The sequence below is a fragment of the Bifidobacterium saguinibicoloris genome (genome assembly GCF_019331725.1).
Classification (GTDB): domain Bacteria; phylum Actinomycetota; class Actinomycetes; order Actinomycetales; family Bifidobacteriaceae; genus Bifidobacterium; species Bifidobacterium saguinibicoloris.
This window is the reverse complement of record NZ_JAHBBF010000002.1, coordinates 47,791-70,811: the sequence shown is the minus strand read 5'-3', so window position 1 is coordinate 70,811 and position 23,021 is coordinate 47,791. Positions and strand designations below refer to the sequence as shown.

22 protein-coding genes and 2 tRNA genes are annotated in these 23,021 nt (G+C 68.1%); 16 read left to right on the top strand and 8 right to left on the bottom strand.

Annotated elements, in window-relative coordinates:
* Positions 1 to 5: 5 nt before the first annotated feature.
* Together KIH78_RS02140 and KIH78_RS02135 are read right to left on the bottom strand one after the other, a co-directional pair.
* Positions 6 to 863, bottom strand: a complete 858-nt coding sequence (locus tag KIH78_RS02140; RefSeq protein WP_219131042.1) for a toxin glutamine deamidase domain-containing protein — start codon at positions 861 to 863, stop codon at positions 6 to 8.
* A gap of 19 nt (positions 864 to 882) precedes the next feature.
* Positions 883 to 1,395 (bottom strand): hypothetical protein, encoded by a 513-nt coding sequence (locus KIH78_RS02135; RefSeq protein WP_219131041.1) that lies wholly within the window; start codon positions 1,393 to 1,395, stop codon positions 883 to 885.
* A 254-nt stretch (positions 1,396 to 1,649) separates the two neighbouring features.
* Here KIH78_RS02135 and KIH78_RS02130 point away from each other — a divergent pair, with 254 nt between their 5' ends.
* The 5 genes from KIH78_RS02130 (at position 1,650) to KIH78_RS02110 (ending at position 7,261) form a co-directional block, all read left to right on the top strand.
* The gene (locus tag KIH78_RS02130; protein WP_219131040.1) at positions 1,650 to 2,549 is read left to right on the top strand and encodes a hypothetical protein; all 900 of its coding nucleotides are present in this window, start codon (positions 1,650 to 1,652) and stop codon (positions 2,547 to 2,549) included.
* A 189-nt stretch (positions 2,550 to 2,738) separates the two neighbouring features.
* Positions 2,739 to 3,974 carry an OmpA family protein gene (locus KIH78_RS02125; protein ID WP_219131039.1) on the top strand — a complete coding sequence of 412 codons (1,236 nt, stop codon included), beginning with the start codon at positions 2,739 to 2,741 and terminating at the stop codon, positions 3,972 to 3,974.
* A gap of 42 nt (positions 3,975 to 4,016) precedes the next feature.
* Positions 4,017 to 5,303, top strand: coding sequence for a hypothetical protein (locus KIH78_RS02120; RefSeq protein WP_219131038.1), 1,287 nt, complete (start codon positions 4,017 to 4,019; stop codon positions 5,301 to 5,303).
* 12 nt (positions 5,304 to 5,315) lie between these two features.
* Complete coding sequence (locus tag KIH78_RS02115) at positions 5,316 to 6,119, top strand: hypothetical protein (RefSeq protein WP_219131037.1); 804 nt, start codon at positions 5,316 to 5,318, stop codon at positions 6,117 to 6,119.
* Positions 6,120 to 6,250: 131 nt separating this feature from the next.
* Positions 6,251 to 7,261: an aldo/keto reductase gene (locus KIH78_RS02110; protein ID WP_219131036.1), complete on the top strand. Its 1,011-nt coding sequence runs from the start codon at positions 6,251 to 6,253 to the stop codon at positions 7,259 to 7,261.
* Positions 7,262 to 7,388: 127 nt separating this feature from the next.
* Here the strand turns inward: KIH78_RS02110 and KIH78_RS02105 are convergent, their stop codons facing one another.
* The gene (locus KIH78_RS02105; protein ID WP_420830095.1) at positions 7,389 to 7,691 is read right to left on the bottom strand and encodes a DUF3039 domain-containing protein; all 303 of its coding nucleotides are present in this window, start codon (positions 7,689 to 7,691) and stop codon (positions 7,389 to 7,391) included.
* Between the two features lie 110 nt (positions 7,692 to 7,801).
* On the opposite strand from KIH78_RS02105, the gene coaD reads away from it, so the two are divergent.
* The 7 genes from coaD (at position 7,802) to ilvN (ending at position 13,872) form a co-directional block, all read left to right on the top strand.
* Positions 7,802 to 8,326 (top strand): pantetheine-phosphate adenylyltransferase, encoded by a 525-nt coding sequence (gene coaD, locus KIH78_RS02100; RefSeq protein WP_214311954.1) that lies wholly within the window; start codon positions 7,802 to 7,804, stop codon positions 8,324 to 8,326.
* Complete coding sequence (locus tag KIH78_RS02095) at positions 8,320 to 9,219, top strand: cell division protein (RefSeq protein ID WP_420830094.1); 900 nt, start codon at positions 8,320 to 8,322, stop codon at positions 9,217 to 9,219. Before coaD ends, KIH78_RS02095 begins: the two co-directional genes overlap by 7 nt.
* 56 nt (positions 9,220 to 9,275) lie before the next feature.
* Complete coding sequence (locus KIH78_RS02090) at positions 9,276 to 9,908, top strand: YceD family protein (protein WP_214311958.1); 633 nt, start codon at positions 9,276 to 9,278, stop codon at positions 9,906 to 9,908.
* A 160-nt stretch (positions 9,909 to 10,068) separates the two neighbouring features.
* The gene (gene rpmF / locus KIH78_RS02085; RefSeq protein WP_214311960.1) at positions 10,069 to 10,263 is read left to right on the top strand and encodes a 50S ribosomal protein L32; all 195 of its coding nucleotides are present in this window, start codon (positions 10,069 to 10,071) and stop codon (positions 10,261 to 10,263) included.
* A gap of 81 nt (positions 10,264 to 10,344) precedes the next feature.
* Positions 10,345 to 11,112, top strand: a complete 768-nt coding sequence (rnc, locus tag KIH78_RS02080) for a ribonuclease III (RefSeq protein ID WP_214311961.1) — start codon at positions 10,345 to 10,347, stop codon at positions 11,110 to 11,112.
* A 254-nt stretch (positions 11,113 to 11,366) separates the two neighbouring features.
* Positions 11,367 to 13,313, top strand: coding sequence for an acetolactate synthase large subunit (locus KIH78_RS02075; protein ID WP_214311963.1), 1,947 nt, complete (start codon positions 11,367 to 11,369; stop codon positions 13,311 to 13,313).
* Position 13,314: 1 nt separating this feature from the next.
* A complete protein-coding gene (ilvN, locus tag KIH78_RS02070) occupies positions 13,315 to 13,872 on the top strand; it encodes an acetolactate synthase small subunit (RefSeq protein ID WP_214311965.1) in 558 nt (185 codons plus the stop codon).
* 138 nt (positions 13,873 to 14,010) lie between these two features.
* On the opposite strand, the gene KIH78_RS02065 is transcribed toward ilvN, so the two are convergent.
* Positions 14,011 to 15,330, bottom strand: a complete 1,320-nt coding sequence (locus KIH78_RS02065; protein WP_214311972.1) for a nicotinate phosphoribosyltransferase — start codon at positions 15,328 to 15,330, stop codon at positions 14,011 to 14,013.
* Between the two features lie 226 nt (positions 15,331 to 15,556).
* Here KIH78_RS02065 and KIH78_RS02060 point away from each other — a divergent pair, with 226 nt between their 5' ends.
* The 3 genes from KIH78_RS02060 (at position 15,557) to KIH78_RS02050 (ending at position 18,073) form a co-directional block, all read left to right on the top strand.
* The gene (locus KIH78_RS02060) at positions 15,557 to 16,183 is read left to right on the top strand and encodes a Pr6Pr family membrane protein (RefSeq protein WP_219131034.1); all 627 of its coding nucleotides are present in this window, start codon (positions 15,557 to 15,559) and stop codon (positions 16,181 to 16,183) included.
* Positions 16,184 to 16,405: 222 nt separating this feature from the next.
* Positions 16,406 to 17,170: a ribonuclease PH gene (gene rph, locus KIH78_RS02055; protein ID WP_214311976.1), complete on the top strand. Its 765-nt coding sequence runs from the start codon at positions 16,406 to 16,408 to the stop codon at positions 17,168 to 17,170.
* Between the two features lie 180 nt (positions 17,171 to 17,350).
* A complete protein-coding gene (locus KIH78_RS02050) occupies positions 17,351 to 18,073 on the top strand; it encodes a non-canonical purine NTP pyrophosphatase (RefSeq protein ID WP_219131033.1) in 723 nt (240 codons plus the stop codon).
* Between the two features lie 42 nt (positions 18,074 to 18,115).
* On the opposite strand, the gene KIH78_RS02045 is transcribed toward KIH78_RS02050, so the two are convergent.
* From KIH78_RS02045 to KIH78_RS02035, 3 genes are all read right to left on the bottom strand, one after another.
* On the bottom strand, positions 18,116 to 19,117 hold the full coding sequence (locus KIH78_RS02045) for an AEC family transporter (protein ID WP_219131032.1): 1,002 nt from the start codon (positions 19,115 to 19,117) through the stop codon (positions 18,116 to 18,118).
* Positions 19,118 to 19,272: 155 nt separating this feature from the next.
* Positions 19,273 to 19,353: transfer RNA gene (locus KIH78_RS02040), tRNA-Leu, on the bottom strand.
* 86 nt (positions 19,354 to 19,439) lie between these two features.
* Positions 19,440 to 19,515, bottom strand: a tRNA-Thr gene (locus tag KIH78_RS02035).
* 418 nt (positions 19,516 to 19,933) lie between these two features.
* Here KIH78_RS02035 and pgi point away from each other — a divergent pair.
* Positions 19,934 to 21,634: a glucose-6-phosphate isomerase gene (pgi, locus tag KIH78_RS02030; protein WP_219131031.1), complete on the top strand. Its 1,701-nt coding sequence runs from the start codon at positions 19,934 to 19,936 to the stop codon at positions 21,632 to 21,634.
* Between the two features lie 314 nt (positions 21,635 to 21,948).
* On the opposite strand, the gene KIH78_RS02025 is transcribed toward pgi, so the two are convergent.
* Positions 21,949 to 22,998, bottom strand: a complete 1,050-nt coding sequence (locus KIH78_RS02025) for a LacI family DNA-binding transcriptional regulator (RefSeq protein ID WP_219131030.1) — start codon at positions 22,996 to 22,998, stop codon at positions 21,949 to 21,951.
* Between the last annotated feature and the right edge of the window lie 23 nt (positions 22,999 to 23,021).

The following is a 23,021-nucleotide window of genomic DNA, read 5'->3' as shown; positions in this document are numbered from 1 at the left end:
TCCTTTCAGCCGATGATGGTCCGTGTCGTGTCGATGCGTCCGCCGGCCGCGTCCCAGGCCATCGCGTATTGGGCGACGACGTCCTCGCCCTCCAGCCAGGGCGCGATCGCGTCCGGGGAGTAGGCGAACACCTCGTGGGTCTGGGCGTCCGCCACGAGGATGCGCCCCTCGTGGTTGACCACGTTGTAGGCGTGGCCGTTGATATGCCCTTCGGCGTCGGCCCAGTGGGAGGAGACGATGGCGCTCGCGCCGGGGCCGGCCTCGTCGAGCCGGCGGTACAGGGTGCGTGCGTCGGTGGGCGCGTACGACTCATGCGCCCACTGTTCGGTGACGTCGAGCCGTTCGCCCGATGCGAGCGTGACGGGATGCTCCGGATCGGACGTGGCTTCGGGAACGAGCAGACGTCCCGCCGCCTCCACGCCGTAGCCGCGCCATGCGGCCTCGAACGCGCGGGCGCAGTCGGCGCAGTTCGTCTCGTAGGCGGATTCCAGCCCGAACCGCGGGTTGATGCCGTCCACCAGCGCGTGCGGGTCGCGGAACCGTTCCATCGGACCGGTCGGCGTCTCGGCGGGTTCGCGGTAGCCCTCCCTGCCTTCGGTGAAGATGCGGGGCTCCTCGGCGCCGTGCAGCCGCGTCTCCTTCGGGTCGACGGAGATGATCTGGTTGCGGTGGGTCTCCGCCGTGCCATGATCCCACGCCGTCTCGCCGGTGGCTCGTCCCCATCCGGTCTCGCCGGTGGCTCGTCCCCATCCGGTCTCGCCGGTGGTTCGTCCCCATCCGGTCTCGCCCGTGCCGCCGCGCGTCTCGCCTTCGGCATGCCCGAAGCCCGCGTGTTCGATGCCGCCGTGCCGCCATGCTCCCATCGTCGTCTCCTCGTGATGCTCAGTGGTTCTCGCGGCCGAACAGGAGCACCCGGACGCGCACATGGTCGAGGTCCTCGCGGGAGACCATGGACCAGGTGACCGCCACGTGGGGCTCGGGCGGCAGCTTCGGGCCCGCGGACAGCGCGCCGACCTGCCTGAAGTCCATCGACAGCGGCATATCGACGCGGAAGTACGCCTCGCAGGCGGTGGACGGCAGCTCTCCCGCGACGGCGTCCGCCAGAGCGCGCTCGCCCAAGGTGTCGATGGCCTCTTGGTCGTCCGGCGTCGCTGTGACGTCGCCGTACCAGACGTAGTCGGCGGCGTGCGCGGACGACGCCAGGGCCTCGGCCTCCGCGCGGTTGGTGGGAAGCGGCGAGGCGGCGTCCTCGAACAGGTCGGCGAAAAGCCCAGCCACCCGTGCGAGTTTCAGCGACATGCGTTTCGCGCACAGGTCGCGTCGGATGTCGTGTTCCGTCGCGGCGTACTCGGCTGCGGTCCGGTCGATGCGCTCGTCGTGTTCGATGTCGGTCATGATGTCCTCCTGTCGGTTGTCATGGGGCCGTGTCGCCCCGTACGCGTTATGGAAGGCGCATCCCGACGGTTTCGCAAAGGATTTTTTCCCGGCGTGTCGCGTGGTCCCGTCATGGACGCCCGCCATCGACGATTGCGGGCCTTCCCGGTTTTCCCCTGATTCCGCGACGGATGGGCCTATGGAGGATGACGGTTCCGGACGGGCCGTCGCAGGGAACACGATTTCGACTTCCGACGCCGAAAGGGGCGGACATCATGGGAACGGTACGCAAGATGCAGTTGATGAAGCTCTCCGCGGAGCACGCGTTCATGCCGGAGGCGGCACGCACCGTGCAGCGGGCCATCGTCATCAGGGCGGGAGGACGCCCCAGACCGTCGCGCGACTGGTGGGCCGCGCTGTTCGACCGCGGCACGATGGCCGCACGCTACCGTGCGGACCCGCATCTGCCGGACGAGGGATACCTCCACGTGCTCATCGAAGGGTATCTGGGCGCGATCGCCATGGAACGGCAGGACACGCTCCTCCTGCAGGAGGTGCTGCGTTGCCGCGCCCTGGAGCTCATCGAGGAATACCGCGGACTGCAGGAGGGATTGCCCGCGTTGCTGCGCTCCCGGGAGCAGGCCCGCGAGGCCGTCGCGCGGACGGACGGCGACGGGGAGCCCGCGACGGCGGCGGAACGCTACGAATCGCCGGACGCCGTCGCACGCCGTCGTCGGCGGGAACGCGAACGCGCGTTGCGCGACGGCGAGTCGATGGTGGCCGCCGCGCGTCGGCGCCTCGCCGCCCTGAGAGGTGAGTACGTCACGCTCAGGGACACGTTCTGGTTCCACCAGGGCGCGTTCCTGACCCGTGCCGTGGTGGTGCGCTCGTATTACATGATCCGTATGGACGATTTCGTCCGCCGCACGCTGCGCCGGTGCCTGCGTGAGGGGGAGCCGCCGGTCCTGCCCGACTTCCCCTGCGGATTCGAGGAGCCGGAGCCGTTCCCGGTCCTGCCCGACATGGTGTCGGGCGAACGGCCCGGTGCGGACGAAGGCGTCCCCGGGACGGATGCGGCCGACGGGGCCGACGACGCCGGCGGGCCGGACGGACAGGCATCCTCCCGGGAGGAGGCCATGCGCCGCGGGGCCGAGGCCGCCGCCGCGGCCCTGTGACGCCCACGGCGTCCCGTCCGCCGGCGCCGCGCGCGACACGCCCGGGAGTGGGCGGGAACCCGCCTCCCCGGTTTTCCCGCCTACGCCGGGCGGATGCGCCTTCATGGGGCAACGGGCCGCGGCAACGGCCCGCAGCCGGGACACGCACGCCGGGATGTGCGGGTCCCGGCCAAGGAAAGGAGCACCATCATGTTCACCAGCAACCAGTACGGACCGCATGCGGCCGGGACCGCGCTCGCCATGCTGTGCGCGGCCGCGCTGCTCGTCCCGCTCGCGGGATGCGGCACGACCACGGCCGACGCCGATGAGGGATCACGGTATTCGGCGGTGGCCATCGTGGCCGCGGACACCATCACGAATCCGGCGCCGCGGCTCACGGACGGGGAGGAGCGCACGGTGAAGGACGTCATGCTCTCCGCCGGAACCGACGCCGTGATGCTCGTGTCCGCCGGCGGCGAGCCCGCGGTGGTCCACCCGGACTTCGTCGAATTCGACCCGTCCGAAGGCAACCCGACCGGCAACAACGTGCGTGCGAAGTCCAACATGCTCGAACTCGGCGACGCCATGGCGTCCATGCACGCGAAGACCGCCGAGCAGAACACCTTCGAAGCCGTCGCGATGGCGGCCGATTTCCTCCGCGCGCGTGCCGACGGCACCCGGCCCGGCCTGCTGCTGATCCACTCCAACGGCATGGACTCGGTGGGGCAGATGGACATGACGAAATGGCTCGCGACCGGCGACCCCGACGAGGTCGCCACGGCGGTCGGCAAGGCCAATCCGGGGCTCTCCCTCGACGGCGTGGCCGTGCGCATGACCGGCATCGGCTACGTCGCCGACGACGCGCCGTCCGGGCAGCACCGGCCGACGGCCGCGGTCCGCACCCTCCTCGAACAGGTGTGGACACGGACCCTGCAGGCGTTCAAACCCTCGGACGTCGCCATGGACCGGACGCCGCTCTCCGGCGGCCACGCCAAAGGCGCCACGAAACAGGTCACGCCGGTCGCGCTGCCCTCCGCCACGGTGACCTGCGAAGAGCAGCGGGTGGACTACACCCTGCCGTCGGCACTCCTGTTCGAACCGGACTCGGCCACGCCGACGGCCGCGGCCAAGGACGAGCTCGCCGAACCCGCCCGCATCCTGACGGACGCGCCGGACGCCACGGCCACCATCGTCGGACACGTCTACGCCAGTCCCGGCGATACGGAGGAGCAATACCAGAGCATGTCCCAGGCGCGCGCCCAGGCCATCGCGGACCTGCTGGTCCGGGACTACGGCGTCGACGCCTCCCGCACCATCGTGCGCGGCGTCGGGGCGAGCCAGCCGGCGAACGCGGACGACCCGTCCGCCCCGTCCAATCCCGAAGCGGACCGCCGCGTCGAACTCTCGATCAGCGGCGCCGGGAACGTCTCCTGCACGATCGGCTGACGCCCATATCCCATATCCGGACATCGCAAGGAAGGAACCATCATGACCATGCCGCACCGCGACACGCTCCCCACGCTCCCCGCATTCGTCGAGGACGCCGCGCTCGACGACGTCGAGACGAAGGCCATGGAGCGACTGCAGGGCCTCATCGACGCGCACGCGCTGGATTCGGCGCACGGCGACATCATGGACGACTACGTCGCGAACCTCGCCGCGCCGGTCTACCAACGCGCCGAACGCGCCTACCACGACGGTCTGCGCATCCTCGACCGGAGCGAAGGCGATCTCGTCGGACGGCTGTCCCGCTCACGGTCCGCCGCCGACGCCGCCGCGGACGCCTCCGCCGATCTGTCGGCCCAATACGCGGCCGTCTACGAGGAATGTCTCGCCCTGCGACGCGTGCACGGCGGCGTCGACTGGCGCACACGCCTCGGCTGGTGGCGTGCGCGCGGATGGGAGAAGGCGGGTGACGACCGTCACGACACCGCCGTCGCCGCCGCGGACGTCGCGGAACCCCCGGCCGGCGACGGGGACGACGCCGGGGCGTGCAACAGGCGGAACCCCACGGAGCCCTGCGCACGCCCCTGGCCCCTGCTGCTCTTCCTGGCATGCGGCCTGCTCGCGGAACTGGCGGACCCCATCATGAGCGCCTCACTCTTCGACGCGCTGCTCAACATGCCCGGCACCACGCCGTTCGGGGTGAGCCCGGTCTCCTGCGTCATCGTGGGCAGCGTCGTCGCCGGCACGATCGGCATCCCCCTGGCGGTCGGCTGGCATGCGGCGCGCCGTCGGCCCGGGAACCGGGACGCGCCGTCCCCGATCCATCTCGGCCTCGCGGTCTTCTGGGGGCTGCTCGGCGCGTCCATGGCCCTCCTGCGCATCTTCGAAGCGCAGATAGAAGGGGTCAGGGCGAACTACGCCTCCAGCGTGCCGTTCGGCCTGTTCATGCTCGTCGTGTACGTGCTCGCGGGACTCGACCTGTTCGCCACCTCGCACGCCTACTTCAGCGGCACATACCACCGCATGCGCGGCATCCAGCGGGCCGCCGTCCACGCGGAGCGACGGCGGGCGGCGCGCCTGGCCGAAACCGAGCGTCTCGTCAGGGATATGACGGCGCTGGACGACATGCGCGGGCGGTTCACCAGGGAACGCGACCGGCAGTTCGAGGTACTGCACGAACGCGAGGACGCCATCAAACGGCTGATCCGCCTCCAGCTCGCGCAGGCGCTCGCCGACCCGGCCCAGAGCGCGTTGGTCCGCACTCCGTTGCGGCCGACGCGGCCGGTGCGGACGCCGTCGGACGAACGGCATGTGGCGAAGGCCGCGTAGGAAGGGGACGCCATGAGTGGATTCGATGTCACCGAACGTCTCCGCCCGGCCGGGGATCCGGCGGGCGCGGCCCCGGCGCAGGCCGATTGCGCCCCCTATCCGTTCGGCTGCGGCGGCGTCGGCACGGTCGTCGACGGGACGTGCCGCCGGTGCGGCGCCCCTCAGACGGTGGTCCCGTCGTCCGGGACGCCCGAGCCGGGGCCGACCGAGGCCCGTCCGTCCGCCGTCCGCAGTCCCCAGGCCGTCCCCGCCGATGCGGAGGGAAGGACGGACGACGGCACGGTCGAGGGCGTGGTGTGCGCCCCTCCCGAACGACGCGAGGGCGCCGCCGCGTTCGGCGCCGTCGACGTCGCCCTGCACGTGTGCCATCTGCTGCTGATGCTGCCGGTGCGCCTCGCGCTGTTCATTCTGCTGCTGATACCGCGGTCCCTGCGCGTGCTCGCGCCGGCGGCCTTCCGGTTCGGTTCCGCGAACGGGATGGGCCTCGGCCTGTTCACCTCGTCGGTGGGCGGTTCGGCGGTGCCGGAGACCCTGGTGCGCGTGCGCCTCGCGGACGGCGGCGAATGCGTCATGCTGCTGCGCGGCGCCATCCGCGGAGGCTCGTTCACGCTCGGACATGCGGTGCGGGCGACCGGACGGATGGGACGGGACGGGGTCTTCAGGACGCGCCGCGTCTACGACCGGGTGAACCGGGTGTGGATCCGCGCCGTCACCCCGGGGCCCCTGCTCTGGAACCGGATGGCGATGGTTGGTCTCATCGCGCTGTATCTGGCCATCGCGATGTCGGTCGCCGGCGGGCTCGGCCTGCTCGGATAGGGGCGCCCGGGCCCGCTCCGCCCGCCCCTCCCGACACGCCGGAGGGCATGCCACGGCCGCGAGGTCTACTTGGACCGCGATGATGTTGTCGGAAACAGACATGGACCGTCACGTCACGAAGGAGACCAACGATGCCCGACTTCATCGCCGCATACACACCCGCCGCCACCCGCTATGATTCGATGATCTACAACCGCTGCGGGGCCTCCGGCCTCAAGCTGCCGGCCGTCTCGCTCGGCTTCTGGCATAACTTCGGCGACCTCACGCCGTTCGAGCACATGAAGCAGCTGGTGTTCACCGCGTTCGACAACGGCATCACCCACTTCGACCTCGCCAACAACTACGGCCCCGAATACGGCAAGGCCGAAGCCAACTGCGGCCTGCTGCTCGGCAAGTACTTCAAGGGCCACCGCGACGAGCTCGTCATCTCCACCAAGGCCGGCTACGACATGTGGCCCGGCCCGTACGGCGACCACGGCTCGCGCAAGTACCTCATCGCCTCGCTCGACCAGTCCCTCGAACGCCTCGGCCTCGACTACGTGGACATCTTCTACCACCACCGCCCGGACCCGGAGACCCCGCTCGAGGAGACCATGGGCGCGCTCGCGCAGATCGTGAACTCCGGCAAGGCGCTGTACGTGGGCCTGTCCAACTACGACGGCCCCACCATGGAGCGGGCGGCCGCGATCCTCGACGAACTGCACGTGCCGTTCATCATCAACCAGAACAAGTACAACATCTTCGACCGCACCATCGAACGCAACGGGCTCAAGGACACCGCCAAGCGCCTCGGCAAGGGCATCATCACCTTCTCGCCGCTCGCGCAGGGACTGCTCACCAACCGCTACCTCCACGGCGTGCCGGCCGACAGCCGCATCGCCCTCGATCCGCGCTTCCTCAAGGATTCCGCGCTCACGCCGGAACGTCTCCAGCAGATCCGCGAGCTCAACGACATCGCCATCGCCCGTGGCCAGACGCTCGCCGAGATGAGCCTCGCCTGGCTGCTGCACGACGGCGTCGTCACCTCCGTGCTCGCCGGCGCCTCCAAGCCGCAGCAGATCCTCGACAACATCGGCGCCCTGAAGAACACCACGTTCAGCGCCGAGGAGCTCGCCAGGATCGACGAGATCTCCCAGCGCTGAGCGCGGTTCCTCGGCCTTCAAGGGAGGGGCGCGGAGACGCATGACGCCGTGACGTCCGGCCCGCGGGGACCGGACGTCACGGCGTCATGTCATATGGTCGATATGGGCGGCCGGGCACCGCCGCGCGTCACCAGCCGCGCATCTCGTCGTAGATGCGCTTGCAGTCCGGGCACACCGGGTACTTGGACGGATCGTGCTTCGGCACCCACACCTTGCCGCACAACGCCACCACCGGGCGCCCGGTCATCTGTGATTCGGCGATGCGGTCGCGGGACACGTAGTGCGCGAACCGGTCCGCGTCGCCGTCGTCGGAGCGCTTGGTCTCCTCCTTCGTCTCCGGGCGTTCCAGCACCGCGGTGCCGGTGGCCGCGTCCGGATCGGACAGCGGCGACGACGTGTCCGCATCATCGGACCAACGGTATTCCCTCATGCTCATGGCAACCTCCTTGAAGCGTATGCTGCCCACCATCATAGTGTCGTCGCGTCAACGGGCGGGTATGGCCGGCGCGGAAGGCCGATGACGCGGTAGTCTATGGAGATATGACCAAAGCAGTGTGCCCCGGCTCGTACGACCCCGTGACCGCCGGACATCTCGATGTAATAGAACGCAGCGCGCGCCTCTTCGACGAGGTGCACGTGGTGGTGGCGGTGAACGCCGCGAAGACGCCGATGTTCCCCACCGAAACCCGCGTGGACGTGATCCGCCGCGCCCTCGCCAAGGACGGCTATGAGAACGTCGTCGTCTCCTCCACAGACGGGCTCATCACCGACTACTGCCGCAAGGTGGGCGCCACCGTCATCGTCAAGGGCCTGCGTCAGAACGGCGACTACGAGGCCGAGCTCGGCATGGCGCTCGTCAACCGCAAGATCGGCGAGGTGGAGACCATGTTCCTGCCTGCGGACCCGGTGCTGGAGCACATCTCCAGCTCCATCGTCAAGGACGTGGCCCGCCACGGCGGCGACGTGACCGGCATGGTGCCCGACTGCGTGGTGCCGATGCTGGGCGAGGCGCTGCGTCAGGAGAAGGAACGTCGTGAAACGCGCAGCGGAAGGAGCGCATCATGAACGAGGACAATGAACCGGTGGACGTGACGGAGGGCGGTGCCGCGGCACCGCAGGGCCAGGCCGCGGCCCCGGAGGCCGTGGCCGAACCGCCCGCGCCGCCGGCCGTCCCGTCGGACGCCGTCGGGGAGCCGCCGTCCCAGCCGGAGACGGAGGCGTACGCGATGCCGCTGTCGCCCATCGCGCACGAGGCGGCGCCGGAACCGCTGTTCCCGGACGCCGCGACGTCGCAGGACCCGCACGCCGAAGGCGACGACGACGGCACGCCGAACGTCCTCAAGTCGCCGTTCCCGCTGCCGGACCTGCGCGCCGACGCCGACGCCGAATCGGACGCGGACGCCAGCCGCGACGAGTTCACCACCGTGTACGACATCATCGACCGGCTCGAAGCCCGCCTCGAGGAGGCGAAGGGCTCCATCTTCTTCCCCGGCACGGTGCGTGTGTACCGCGACGAATTCGCCGGCGACCTCGACGAGCTCAAGCACATGCTGCCCGTCCAGCTCGAACGCGCCTCCGCGCTCATGCGCGAGGCCGAACGCCGGCTGGAAAGCGCGCAGACGCAGTCGAACGCCATCGTCGCCTCCGCGCAGAGCCGCGCCGCCGACCGCATCAAGGAGGCCGAGGAGCAGGCGCAGTTCCTCGCCGGACAGGAGAACGTCACCGCCCTGGCCCGCCAGAAGGCGCGACGCATCCTCGAGGATGCGCAGGCCAAGGCCGACCACCTCACCCAAGGCGCCGACGACTACTCCACCAAGGTGATGGAGACGCTGCGCGCCCAGCTCACCAAGATGGGCGGCGACGTGGACGCCGGCCTCAACGTGCTGTACGAGCGTCGCAAGGCCGCCGCACGCGACCTGCCGCACCTCAACGACGACGACTATCCTGAAGCGCAGTGAACCATGCGGGCGCCCCGAAGGCGCCCGGAACGACATTCCAGAAGAAAGGCAGTGACATGCCCCGTCCCGAAGACTCCCAGTGGGCCGTGCCCGTGGCGCAGGTCGCCTCGCGCGCCGGCCAGTCGAAGCTCATTGACGCCGACTATCCCGCGCCCAGCGGCATCGGCGACGCCGTGATCGGCGTCGAGGAGGGCGCGCCCGTCCACGTGAGCGGATCGTTCGACTCCATCGTCGACGGCCTGATCCTCACCGCACGCGTCAGCGCGCCCGTGCACGCCGAATGCACCCGGTGCCTCAACCCCATCAAACGCGACTGGACCGTGAACGTCACCGCGTTCTTCCCCTACGAGTCCGACGACGCACGTGGCCATGACGACGGCAAGGGCGAGGTCGACATCGTGGCCGGCGAAGAGGAGTCCGAGGACACGTACCCGCTGCTCTCCGGCGGCGCGTTCGCCGACCTCGAGGCCCTGCTGCGCGACACGCTCGTCGAGGCGCTGCCGCTGCAGCCCCTGTGCCGCGAGGACTGCAAGGGCCTGTGCCCGCAGTGCGGCGTGGACCTCAACGAGCATCCCGACCACCATCACGAGGTGGTGGACGACCGGTTCGCCATGCTCGCCGGTCTCAAGGCCGAACTCGAATCCCAGGCGGGGGACGCCGGGTCGGCGGATTCCGAGGAACAGGCCTGAGCGGACACCCCACGCGGCGACGGGGACGGTGCTCCGCCACGGACGCGACGCCGACGCCGACGGAACGCCGCCGGCGACACCCGCGTGACAATGTACGGACATTGCGCTAGAGTACTGAACGCTTAAGCTCAAACGTTCGAACGAAACAGAGGATACTGAAATGGCACTGCCTAAGTACAAGACCTCGCGCGCCAACACGCACTCGCGTCGCGCGAACTGGAAGGCGACCCCCGTCGCCACCGTGAGCTGCCCGAACTGCGGCGCTCCGACCCTGGCGCACGTGGCCTGCCCGAGCTGCGGTTCCTACCGCGGCCGCGTCTACCGCGAAGCCATCCGCTCCGCCCACACCAAGTGAGCCGACCGGAAGCTGTAACAACGGCATGAAGAAAGCCCTGCCATCGACGGGTGGCGGGGCTTTCGCATAGAAACAGGAAGCATGAGCACCGAACACACCACCCCCATCACCCGCACCGCCGGCCCCTCCAACGAAGCCACGAACGAACTGCTCGAACGGCTCGGCACCACCATCAGCCCCGAACTGCTCGTCCAGGCGCTCACCCACCGCTCCTTCGCGCATGAGCATCCGGGCGTCAAGCACTACGAACGGCTCGAATTCCTCGGCGATGCGGTGCTCGAACTCGTCGCCACCGAGACCCTGTTCCGCATCCACCCGGACATGACCGAAGGCCAGCTCGCCAAGATGCGCGCCAAGGCCGTGAGCGAGGAGGCGCTGAGCGCCATCGCCCGCACCAAGCTGCACGTCGAACCGTACATCCTGCTCGGCCGCGGCGAGGCCGCGCAGGGCGGCGCCAACAAGAGCTCCATCCTGTGCGACATCGTCGAATCCCTCATCGGCGCCACGTTCGTCGAACATGGCATCGACGGCGCACGCACCGTGGTCCATCGCCTCGTCGACGACACGCTCGCCGAAGTGGCCACCGAAGGCCCCGCGCTCGATTGGAAGACCTCGCTCGAGGTCAAATCGCACCACATGGGCAAGGGCGACCCCGTCTACCACATGGCCGTCTCCGGGCCGGAATACGCGCAGGTGTTCACCGCGCGCGTCACCCTCGGCGACGACGATGCCGTGCTGGGACTCGGCCGTGGCTCGAGCAAGCGCAAGGCGCAGCTCGCCGCCGCCGAAGCCGCATGGCACAAGCTCGACGAAGCGGACGGCGGCAAGCCCGCCGGCGGCAAGGACTGAACGCCGGCGGCGTGGGGACGTCGCACGCGGCGGGCCGCATCGACCATGGCGCGGAAACGTGGCGTTTCCCACGCTTCGGGCGCGTGGGGACGCTTCGTCGTCCACGCGCATAGACTGGTAGGACACGCGTGAAGGCGGCCACAAACCGCCCCGGACACGCAACCGCAGCCGGAAGGCGTCGGCGGAACCAACCGCATTCCGTCGGATCGGCCGCCGACCGGCAGAGAACAGCAGAAGTGAAGTGTGAGAGGAATATGGCTTTACCCACGCCCTTGCAGGCTTTCAGCGGTGTGCCCAAGGCACCCGTGAACGACAAGCAGACCATCGTCGACGGCGAGAAGATGACCGGCGCGCAGGCGCTGGTCCGTTCCCTGGAGGACCTGGGCGTCACCGACGTCTTCGGCATCCCCGGCGGCGCCATCCTGCCCGTCTACCACCAGATCACCGATGATCTGAAGTTCCGGTTCGTGCTCATGCGTCACGAGCAGGCCGCCGGCCACGCGGCCGAAGGCTACGCCATCGCCACCGGCAAGGTGGGCGTGTGCATCGTGACGTCCGGACCGGGCGCCACCAACGTCGTCACCGCCATCGCGGACGCCAACATGGACTCCGTGCCGATGGTCGTCATCACCGGACAGGTCGGCGTCAACGCCATCGGCACCGACGCCTTCCAGGAGGCGGACATCGTGGGCATCACCTACCCGGTGTCCAAGCACTCCTACCTCGTCACCCGCGCGCAGGACATCCCGCGCGTGCTCGCCGAGGCGTTCCACGTGGCCGCCACCGGCCGTCCCGGCCCCGTGGTGGTGGACCTCACCAAGACCGCCCAGACCGGCACCATGTACTACTCGTGGCCGCAGCGCATGATCCTGCCCGGCTACAACCCCACCACGAAGGCCCACGGACGCGTGCTGTCCGACGCGGCGAAGCTGTTCAACCAGTCGTACCGCCCCGTGCTGTACGTGGGCGGCGGCGCCATGCGCTCCAACGCCGGCGAGCAGGTCAAGCGACTGGCCGAACTCACCGACGCGCCCGTCGTCACCACGCTGCCCGCGCGCGGCATCGTGCCCGACTCCGACCCGCACAACCTCGGCATGCTCGGCATGCACGGCACGGTGGCCGCCACCGGCGCCGTGCAGCGCTGCGACCTGCTCGTCGCCATCGGCGCCCGCTTCGACGACCGCGTCACCGGCAAGCTCGACGCGTTCGCCCCCGGCGCGCGCGTCATCCACATCGACATCGACCCGGCCGAGATCGGCAAGAACCGTACGCCGGACGTCCCGATCGTGGGCGACGTGGCCACCGTGCTCGACGACCTCATCCCCGAGATCGAGCGCACGCAGGCCATCACCCCCAGGCCGAACCGCAAGCCGTGGTGGGACCGCCTCAACTACTGGCGCCGCCAGTACCCGATGACCTGGGACGAGCCGACCGACGGTTCCCTCGCCCCGCAGTGGGTGATCCGCCAGCTTTCCGAACACGCCGACCCCTCCACGATCTGGGTGACCGGCGTGGGCCAGCACCAGATGTGGGCCAGCCAGTTCATCGACTTCGAACGCCCGAAGTCCTGGATCTCCTCTGGCGGCCTCGGCACCATGGGCTACGGCCTGCCGGCCGCCATCGGCGCGTCCGTGGGCTCCGCCCGCGAATTCGACGGGAAGAAGCCCGTGTGGCTCATCGACGGCGACGGTTCGTTCCAGATGACCAGCGAAGAGCTGGCCGCCGCGTTCTTCGCGCACACGCCCGTCAAGATCGCGCTGCTCAACAACTCCGTGTACGGCATGGTCCGCCAGTGGCAGACCCTGTTCTACGACCACCACTATTCGCAGACCAACCTGCTCGACGGCGAGGCGCACGGCGCCGAGGGCGACGCGCAGGCCGCGGCCGGCGAACTGCCGCTCGAGGTGCCCGACTTCGTCAAGCTCGCCGAAGCCTACGGTTGCGTGGCGTTGCGTGCGTTCACTGAGGAGGAGGCCATCGAGGCCATCAAGCAGGCCAACGCCATCGACGACCGTCCGGTGCTCATCGACTTCCGCGTCTGGAAGGACGCCATGGTGTGGCCGATGGTCGCCGCCGGCGCCTCCAACGACGAGGTGACCTACAAGCCCGGCGTGAAGCCCTTGTTGGACGACACCGAAGGCGACGCGGCGGTGAACGCCGCGGCCGCCGCGGACGCCGCCACGGACGGGAAGGAGAACTGACATGCCCGCGAACTACCCCGCATCCAAGCCCGGCTCCGAACGCCACACGCTGTCCGTGCTGGTCGAGAACCGTCCGGGCGTGCTGGCCCGCATCGCCGGCCTGTTCGCCCGTCGCGCGTTCAACATCAACTCGCTGAGCGTCTCGCCCACCGAGCGTCCGGACATCTCCCGCGTGACGGTCACCGCCGACGTGGAGGCCGTGCCGCTCGAGCAGATCATCAAGCAGCTCAACAAGCTGCTGCACGTGCTCAAGATCGTCGAACTCGACCCGAACACCACTGTGGAGCGCGAGCTCGTGCTCATCAAGGTGGCCGCCGACCAGTCCACCCGCTCCGACGTGCTCGAGATCGTGCGCCTGTTCCGCGTGCGCGTCGTCGACGTGAACCCGGAGTCGCTCACCATCGAGGCCACCGGCGCCGAAGGCAAGATCGACGCGCTGCTGGGGCTCCTCGAGCACTACGGCGTCATCGAGCTCGTGCGCTCCGGCTCCGTGGCCGTCACCCGCGGGCCGAAGGCGCTGAGCGAGAAGGTGCTCGGCTCCGAGATCACCGGACGCTGAGCCTCCCGATTCTCCCATCCGGTCCGACCGACATATCCGGTCCGACCGACATGCCGACATACGCGAAGCGGGGTGCATCCCAGGGATGCACCCCGCTTCCGTCGTTTGCGGCGGGCGCCGTCCGCCGCAAACGCGGTGTCACAGGACGGTGACCTCGGTCGGAATCACAGGGTCGCCGCGCATGAGGCTCTGCGCGGCGATGGGCAGCTCGGCGAGCGCCTTCGCACGGTAGTCGTGGGCGCGCTGGATGGCCTCGTGACCCTGCCATTGGGCATCGATGTCGCCGTGGTCCACGTACGTGACCATGAGGTCCTTCCATCCCTCCTCGGGCTGGAAGGCGGCCAGCTTGTCCTCCGAACCGGAGATGACGTGCTCCACGTCGGCCAAGTTGTACTCGTACGAGCGGTAGGCGACCTTGCGGCCCGGCACGGTGGCCTTGTCCTTCGACTTCTTCATGACCGGCGTCATCACGCCGTCCGCGCCCTCGCGCTCGGTGAGCTTGTACACCATCGCGCAGGTGGGGGCGCCGGAACCGGTGACGAGCATCGTGCCCACGCCGTACGAATCGACCGGCGCGGTCTGCAGCGCGGCCAGCGCGTACTCGTCGAGGTCGTTCGTCACGGTGATGCGTGTGTTCGTGGCGCCCAGCGCGTCGAGCTGGTTGCGCACGCGCTGCGCCATGAGCGCAAGGTCGCCCGAGTCGATGCGTACGCCGCCGAGGTCCGGTCCGGCCACCTCGACCGCGGTCTTCACGGCCTCCTCGATGTTGTACGTGTCCACCAGCAGCGTGGTGTTCCTCCCCAGCGCGGCGATCTGCGATTCGAACGCCTGACGCTCGCTGTCATGCACGAGCGTGAAGCAGTGCGCGGCCGTGCCGATGGCCTTGAGCCCGTACATCTGCGCGGCGAGCAGGTTCGCGGTGCCCTGGAAGCCGCCCACCACGGCGGCGCGCGCGGCGGCCACCGCGGCCCATTCGTTCGTGCGGCGTCCGCCCATGTCCATGCACGGGCGGTCCTTCGCGGCGGAGACCATGCGGGAGGCGGCGGAGGCGACGGCGGAATCATAGTTGAGCACGGACAGCACCAGCGTCTCGAGCAGCGTGCACTCGCCGAACGTGCCTTCGATTTCGAGGATGGGGGAGTTCGGGAAGAACATCTCGCCCTCGCGGTAGCCCTTGACGGTGCCGGAGAAGTGGAAGTTCTCCAGCCACTTGATGGTCTCCGGGCTCACCACGTGCCGGTCCGCGAGGAACCTGAGGTCCTCGTCGTCGAGGTGGAAGCGCTCGAGCGCGTCGAGGATGCGGCCGGTGCCGGCCACCACGCCGTAGCGGCGTCCCAGCGGCAGATGCCGGGTGAACACCTCGAAGACGCACTTGCGGTCCGCGGTGCCGTCCTTGAGGCACGCGTCGAGCATCGTGTATTCGTACATGTCGGTCATCAATGCCGGTGAATAGTCCATGTTCGCTCCTTAGCAGGGTTTGCCGCCCGTGATTTTCGCTGGGTACCAGCCTACTCCGGTTCACGATTTCCAGGATGCGAAAACCGGGAACCGGAAGCCCGTGCATATGAACAACGCGAAGCCCGGAACGACGCCGATTCCGATTGACGCGGATGTGTGGTTCCGTGCGGTTCCGGTTCCCGATATTCCGGGCGCGGAAACCGGGAACTGCGTACACTGGGGAGCCATGAGATTCATCGTGGGATTGTTCCGGCTTGCCATCGCCGCCATGTGCTTCATGGGTACGTACGAGGCGTGGTCCAAGCCCGAATACTGGACCTACTTCACGTTCCAGGCGGGATTCGCGCTCGGCTTCGTCATGCTGTGGTCCGGCGCGGCCACCATCCTCAAGGGCATCCAGCCGCCGGCCTGGCTCAAAGGATGCGTGACGGTGTACGCCGTCATCACCGCCGCCGTGGCGTTCGTCATGATGCCGCCCGACGATCCCGCCTACGTGCCCGCCGTGCTGGGCCTCATGACGAACACGTGGCTGCACCGGGTGGCGCCGATCCTCGCCGTCGCCGACTTCCTCCTGTTCGATCCGCACCGCAGGTTCCCCTGGCACTACATGTTCTCGTGGCTCGCGTACTTCCCGGTCTACCTGGCGTTCGTGGTCATCCGCGCGGCCCTGTGGCCCACGGCGGGGCCGGCGGCCGGCGGCAACCCGTACCCGTACGCGTTCATCGACCTCAAGGCGCTCGGCCTGATCCAGTTCGGCATCAACTGCTTCCAGCTGGCGCTCGCGTTCCTCGGCATCGGGCTCGTGACGTTCCTCATCGACAGAATCCTGCCGGCCAAACCGCTCGTCGGCTGAGCTGCACTACATCGGCTCAAACACCCGGATTCGTGGATTTACAGCGTCGAATGGACGGAAAAGGGGTGCCGAAACGGGTATTCGGTGCTGTAGATAGCCGAGAACGGGGGTTTCGGCCGGTATTATGCTCAGCCGGTTCCGGTCGGTTCCGGCTGGTTCCGGGCTGGATGGTCCTTCGCCGTTCGTCCGACGCGGCCGACGACAGGGCGTAAGCTGGGCCGTATGGTTGAAATCACAGATATGCTCGGCGATCGTTCCATCACGCGTCAGGACGGACGCAAGGTGGACGAGCTGCGCCCGGTCCGCATCACCCGTCACTTCACGGACGCCCCGGAAGGCTCCGTGCTCATCGAATGCGGCAACACGCGCGTGATGTGCACCGCCACGTTCACGCCCACCGTGCCCCGCTGGCGCAAGGACTCCGGACTGGGCTGGGTCACCGCCGAATACGCGATGCTGCCGCGCGCCACCAAGGAGCGCACCGACCGCGAATCCGTCAAGGGCAAGATCGGCGGCCGCACGCACGAGATCAGCCGACTCATCGGACGGTGCCTCAGGGGCGTCATCGACATGAAGGCCCTCGGCGAGAACCAGATCCAGCTCGACTGCGACGTACTCCAGGCCGACGGCGGCACGCGCACCGCGTCCGTGACCGGCGCGTTCGTCGCGCTCGTCGACGCGGTCCGCTGGGCCGAACGCAACCACCACATCAAGTCCGCCGACAAGGTCATCAAGGACTACGTGTCCGCCGTGTCCGTCGGCGTCATCAGCGGCACGCCGATGCTCGACCTGCCGTACGTGGAGGACAGCCAGGCCATGACCGACATGAACGTCGCGATGACCGGCTCCGGCACGTTCATCGAGATCCAGGGCACCGCCGAACACCGTCCGTTCAACCGCGCCGAACTGGGCACGCTGCTCGACCTCGCCGAAAAGGGCAACAAGGAGCTGCAGGCCGCCCAGCGCGCCGCGCTCGCCCTCGACTGAGACAGTTTCCGTCATTCCGTAGGCGGTTATCGACTTTCGTTGGGAATCATGTCGTCTTATCCGTTGTGTCCTTCCCTTGAAAACGGCTTGTTTCCAAGGGAAGGACACTGGCGAGATGCACGCTGGTTTCCAACGGAAGCCTGATATGACCTACGCAAGCGCCTGATGAAAGGAACCCCCATGAAACTCGTGGTCGCCACGCATAACGAAGGCAAGCTCGTCGAGATCCGCCGCATCCTCGAACAGGACCTCGGCGCCGACGCCGCGCGGGTGGAGCTTGTCTCCGCCGGTTCGCTGCACCTGCCCGACCCGGTCGAGACCGGCGTCACCTTCCAGGAGAACGCGCTCCTGAAGGCGCGCGACGTGGCCCGGCGCACCGGGCTGCCGGCCATCGCCGACGACTCCGGCCTCATCGTGGACGTGATGGGCGCCGCCCCCGGCATCCTATCCGCCCGCTGGGCCGGCGCGCACGGGCATGACAAAGCCAACAACGCGCTGCTGCTCGCCCAGATCGAGGACATCCCGGACGACAAGCGCACCGCGCGCTTCCGCTGCGCCGCCGCGCTCGTCGTGCCCGGCGACGACGTGGACGCCACCACGGGAGCGGCGCTGGCCGCGGGCGAAGGTTCGGCGGTCGCCGCGCACCACGTCATCGTCTCCGAAACGGTCGAGGTGGGGGAGATGCCCGGCCGCATCATCCGGAAGGAACGCGGCGAACACGGCTTCGGCTACGATCCGATCTTCGTGCCGGACGACCAGCCCGGCCGCACCAGTGACGACCCGGACCATGAGGGCGAGCCGCTGACGAGCGCCGAAATGACCCCTGCGGAGAAGAACGCGATCTCCCATCGCGGCAAGGCGCTGAAGGCGCTGGTGCCGGCCATCGAGGCGCTGCTGCGCTGAGCCGGCCGGAACCGCCCCGTCCTACGAGGTCCTACGCCGGAATCACGCCGGAATCAGCATGTTGACGGCGGTCATCAGCGCAATCGCGATGATCGCCGTGACCGACAGCGTGAACCCGGCGAGCTTCGCGTTGCCGAGCACGCGGTCGGTGAACAGCGTGGAGAACACGGCGGACGGCGCGAGCGACAGCATGACCGCCGCCTTCCTGACGCCCACGTCGAACGGCAGCACGAACCAGCAGAACGCCGCGAACAGGAAGCCGAGCGGCAGCCTCCAGCCAAGCACCTCAAGCACGTCCGTGACGTCTTTGCGGGTCTTGGGCAGGTCCATGAGCATGCCCACCATGAACACCGAGCAGAACGAGTTCGCGTCGGCCAGCGGCTGCAGCAGCGTGGGGATGAACGAGGGAATTCGGATGGAGAACACCATCACGACGATCATCAGCAGGTAGATGTCGAACGGGACGGACGTGAGGAAGCCCTTGAGCACCTGCCTGACCTTCGCGCGGCGGGCGAGCCGGCGGGCGTCCCGGTCGGTCGGCCTCGTGTACGGCATCGTCGGCGCGGAGCCGGCGTGCTGTTCGGCAAGCGTCCTGTTCATGTCGATGTGGAGCAGCGACGTGGTCATCACGTTCGACCCGGCTGTGACGACCACCGAATTGCCGATGTCGAACATCGCGGCGGTGACGAGCGCGGAGGGGCCCATGAACGCCTGGATCACCGGGAAGCAGAAGTTGCCGATGTTGAACCCGGAGCAGTTGAGCATGAGGAACGCGCGGTCCGCCACGGGCCTGTGGCGTGTGGCCGCGTAGACGAGCAACAGCGGCAGCAGGCCGAACACGATCGCGACCAGCGAGATGAGCAGCATGCTCAGGTGATGCGGGTTCGTGGCGAACGAGACGATGATCGAGGCCGGCAGCGTGAAGTCGAAGACGACGACCTGCATGACGCGATAGTCGCGTGGGCGGAATAGTCCGGCGCGTTTGACCAGGTATGCGGCGGCGATGATGAGCAGGAACGCGATCGGTTTGAGCAGCGCGGTCATGGGATCCCTCTTCCGCTTGTGGGCTCTTCTTCTCTTCTTTGGTGTCTCTGATGCCGTGGGGTTTCCGCGGGGCCTCACCGCCCTGCCCGTCCCGTCCGGCGCTGATCCGGACGGGACGGAGGGTGTTCCCCGGAGCTGCCGTTCCGGAGCGGAAGTGCGCGAGATGGGACTCGAACCCACACGTCCGAAGACACAGGAACCTAAATCCTGCGCGGCTACCATTACGCCACTCGCGCGAACAGGGGACAATCTACCAGCCGGCTGCGAGAACCGGCCGCATCGTCCCGGAAAACAAAACCCCGGACGTTGCCGTCCGGGGTGGTGGAGCCACTTGTCAGAATCGAACTGACGACCTGCTCATTACGAGTGAGCCGCTCTACCGACTGAGCTAAAGTGGCTTTGCGCTTGGGAAGCATACGCTACCCATGCACAAGAGAAAGAGTATAGGGGCAGGTGTCGTCAAACGCAACCCGCGGTGTCGTCGCCGTGTCGCGCGTGCGATGTGCGGTGTGTGTGTCGCATGCGATGTGCGGTGTGTGTCGCATGCGATGTGCGGCGTGCGGCATGCGTGTCGCGTGTGCGGATGCGGTGCGTGTCGCATGCGCCACGCCCGTGTCTTCCGATGCCCGACGGCCGTGTTCACCGTGCCGTCGCCGGCGCGACGCCGTTACGTTGCCGTCCCGTAGCCGCGTGTTCTTTTTGTTTTGTTGTGTCCCCTTTTGTGAGTATCTTGTTGGGTGATACGGAGTGGCGCACGCGACGGGCCCCGGCCGGGAACATGCGCCGTTTCCATCGATGATGAAAGGAATGGAATCCATGGCCATCAATCCTCCCATTGACGCCACCAAGACCCCCGCGTGGGTCGCGCTGCAGAAGCACTACGACGAGCTGCAGTCCGAGGGCATCAGCCTCAAGCAGTGGTTCGCCGAGGACAGCGACCGTGTCAAGGAGCTGAGCTTCGACGCCGGCGACCTGCACTTCGACCTGTCCAAGAACCTCATCAAGCCGGAGACCCTCCAGCTGTTCGTGCACCTCGCCAAGGAAGTCAAGCTCGACGAGCGCATCAAGGCCATGTACCACGGCGTGCACATCAACAACACCGAGGACCGCGCCGTGCTGCACACCGCGCTGCGTCGCCCGGTGGAGGACGAGGGCAAGTACATCGTCGACGGCCAGGACACCGTCAAGGACGTGCGTGAGGTCCTCGACCGCATCTACAAGTTCGCCGACGAGGTCCGCTCCGGCAAGTGGACCGGCATCACCGGCCGCAAGATCGAGACCGTCGTCAACATCGGCATCGGCGGCTCCGACCTGGGTCCCGTCATGGCGTACGAGGCGCTCAAGCCGTACGCCGACGCCGGCATCTCCGCCCGCTACATCTCCAACATCGACCCGAACGACCTGGCCGAGAAGACCAAGGGCCTCGATCCGGAGACCACCCTGTTCATCATCGTCTCCAAGACCTTCACCACCCTGGAGACCCTGACCAACGCCCGTGAGGCCCGCACCTGGCTGCTCGAGGAGCTCGAGGCCAACGGCGCCATCACCGCCGGCGACGAGGAGCAGAAGGCCGAGGCCATCAAGAAGCACTTCGTGGCCGTCTCCACCAACCTGGAGAAGGTCGCCGAGTTCGGCATCGATCCGGCCAACGCGTTCGGCTTCTGGAACTGGGTCGGCGGCCGTTACTCCGTCGACTCCGCCGTCGGCACCTCTCTGGCCGTCGTCTTCGGCCCGGCCCGCTTCGAGGAGTTCCTGCACGGCTTCCACGAGATCGACGAGTACTTCGCCAACACCCCGTTCGAGAAGAACGTCGTGGTGCTGCTCGGCATGCTGAACGTCTGGTACCGCAACTTCTTCAAGGCCGCCTCCCACGCCGTGCTGCCGTACGACCAGTACCTGCACCGTTTCCCGGCCTACCTGCAGCAGCTGACCATGGAGTCCAACGGCAAGTCCGTGCGTTGGGACGGCACCCCGGTCACCACCGAGACCGGCGAGATCTTCTGGGGCGAGCCGGGCACCAACGGCCAGCACGCCTTCTACCAGCTGATCCACCAGGGCACCCAGCTCATCCCGGCCGACTTCATCGCGTTCGTGAACACCCCGAACCCGACCAAGGATGGCGACCAGGACGTGCACGAGCTGTTCCTCGGCAACTACTTCGCGCAGACCAAGGCGCTCGCGTTCGGCAAGACCGCCGACGAGGTCCGCGCCGAGGGCACCCCGGAGGAGATCGTCCCGGCCCGCGTGTTCACCGGCAACCGTCCGACCACCTCCATCTTCGGCGTCGCGCTGACCCCGTTCGCGCTCGGCGAGCTCATCGCCCTGTACGAGCACATCACCTTCGTCGAGGGCACCGTGTGGGGCCTCGACTCCTACGATCAGTGGGGCGTCGAGCTCGGCAAGCAGCTGGCGAAGCAGATCACCCCGGCCATCTCCCAGGATGACGAGGCGCTCGCCAAGCAGGACGCCTCCACTCAGAGCCTCATCGAGTTCTACCGCAAGAACCGCGAGTTCTGACCTCCGCAGGCTGCGGTCCGAACTCACGGTTCTTGCGACCGCAGCTGTGTTGTCTGGTGAATGGTCTGGCGACCATTCACGTCGCGAGTTCTGAGAGACCATCATGGTTCCTGCGGCCGTCCGGCCGTAGGGCCGTGAGCCTCGGGTAGGCAAGGAGCCCGGCACCGTTCATGGTGCCGGGCTCCTGTCGTTTCCGGGCAGGTCACGTCGCGATCGGACGTGTCGCGATCGGACAACCGGCGGACGATCGCGTGCGGTCGGCGCGTCCGTCCGTTTCAGGTCGTTCCTGTCCGTTTCACGCCGTCCCGTCCGATTCACGCCGATTCGCGCCGTTCGATGCGATGCCCCACGATCACGCGTTGGCGTGCCAGCCCGGGCTCGTTGACGATGCGCCGGATGAGCAGGTCTATGGCCCGCCGTGCCACCTCGCCGATGTCCACCGCTACGGTGGTGAGCGAGGGCACGGTGATTTCGCCCATCGCGATGCCGTCGAACCCCATCACCGCCACATCCTCGGGCACGCCGATCCCCAGGTCCTTCAGGCCCCTGATGGTGCCGAACGCGATGGTGTCCGTCATACAGAACAGAGCGTCGCATTCGCGCACGGCCATCTCGTTGCGGTGCATGGCCTCGCGCGCGGCGGTCTCGTTCCATTCGCAGTCGACGAGCCGGACAGTCTCGCGCGGTACGCCCAGCTCGTCGAACGCGCGCCGGCATCCGAGCAGACGGCGGTGGCGCACGTCGTGGTTGGCGAGCAGAGCCGTTTCGGACTCCCATTCGGCGCTGTCGCCGCCGATGATGCCGATGCGCCGGTACCCCCTGCCGTACAGGTACCGGATGGCGTCGTACGCGCCGACCTCGCAGGGGGTGAGGATGGTGTCGATGTCCTGCTGCGGGCGGTCGTCGTCGAGCAGCACGGTGGGCCGGTGGTTGGAGAGCTGTTCGATCTCTTGGACGGTCAGCCGGCTGGAGCTGAAGATGAGTCCGTCGCAGAACTGGTTGGACATGCGTTGGATGATGGAACGCTCGTTGCGTTCGTTGATGCGCGTCTCCTGCACGACGGTCTGGTAGCCGCGCGCCTCCGCCGCCTGCGAGATGAGCGAGGCGAGCTGCGAGGGGTAGGGGCGGTCGAGCTCGTAGATCGCGAGGCCGATGGTGCCGTACCGGTCCGCCTTGCGGCTCGTGTTCACGCGCAGGCTGCGCGCGGACAGGCTCGTGGTGTTGAGCTTGTAGTGGAGCTTGTCCGCGGCCTCGCGCACGCGTTGCGCGGTGGCGGGGGAGACGTTGTCGTTGCCCCGCAGCACGTTGGACACGGTCATGGCCGATACTCCGGCCTCGCGTCCCACATCCTTCATGGTGACCATTGGGTGTTCTCGCTTTCGACTGG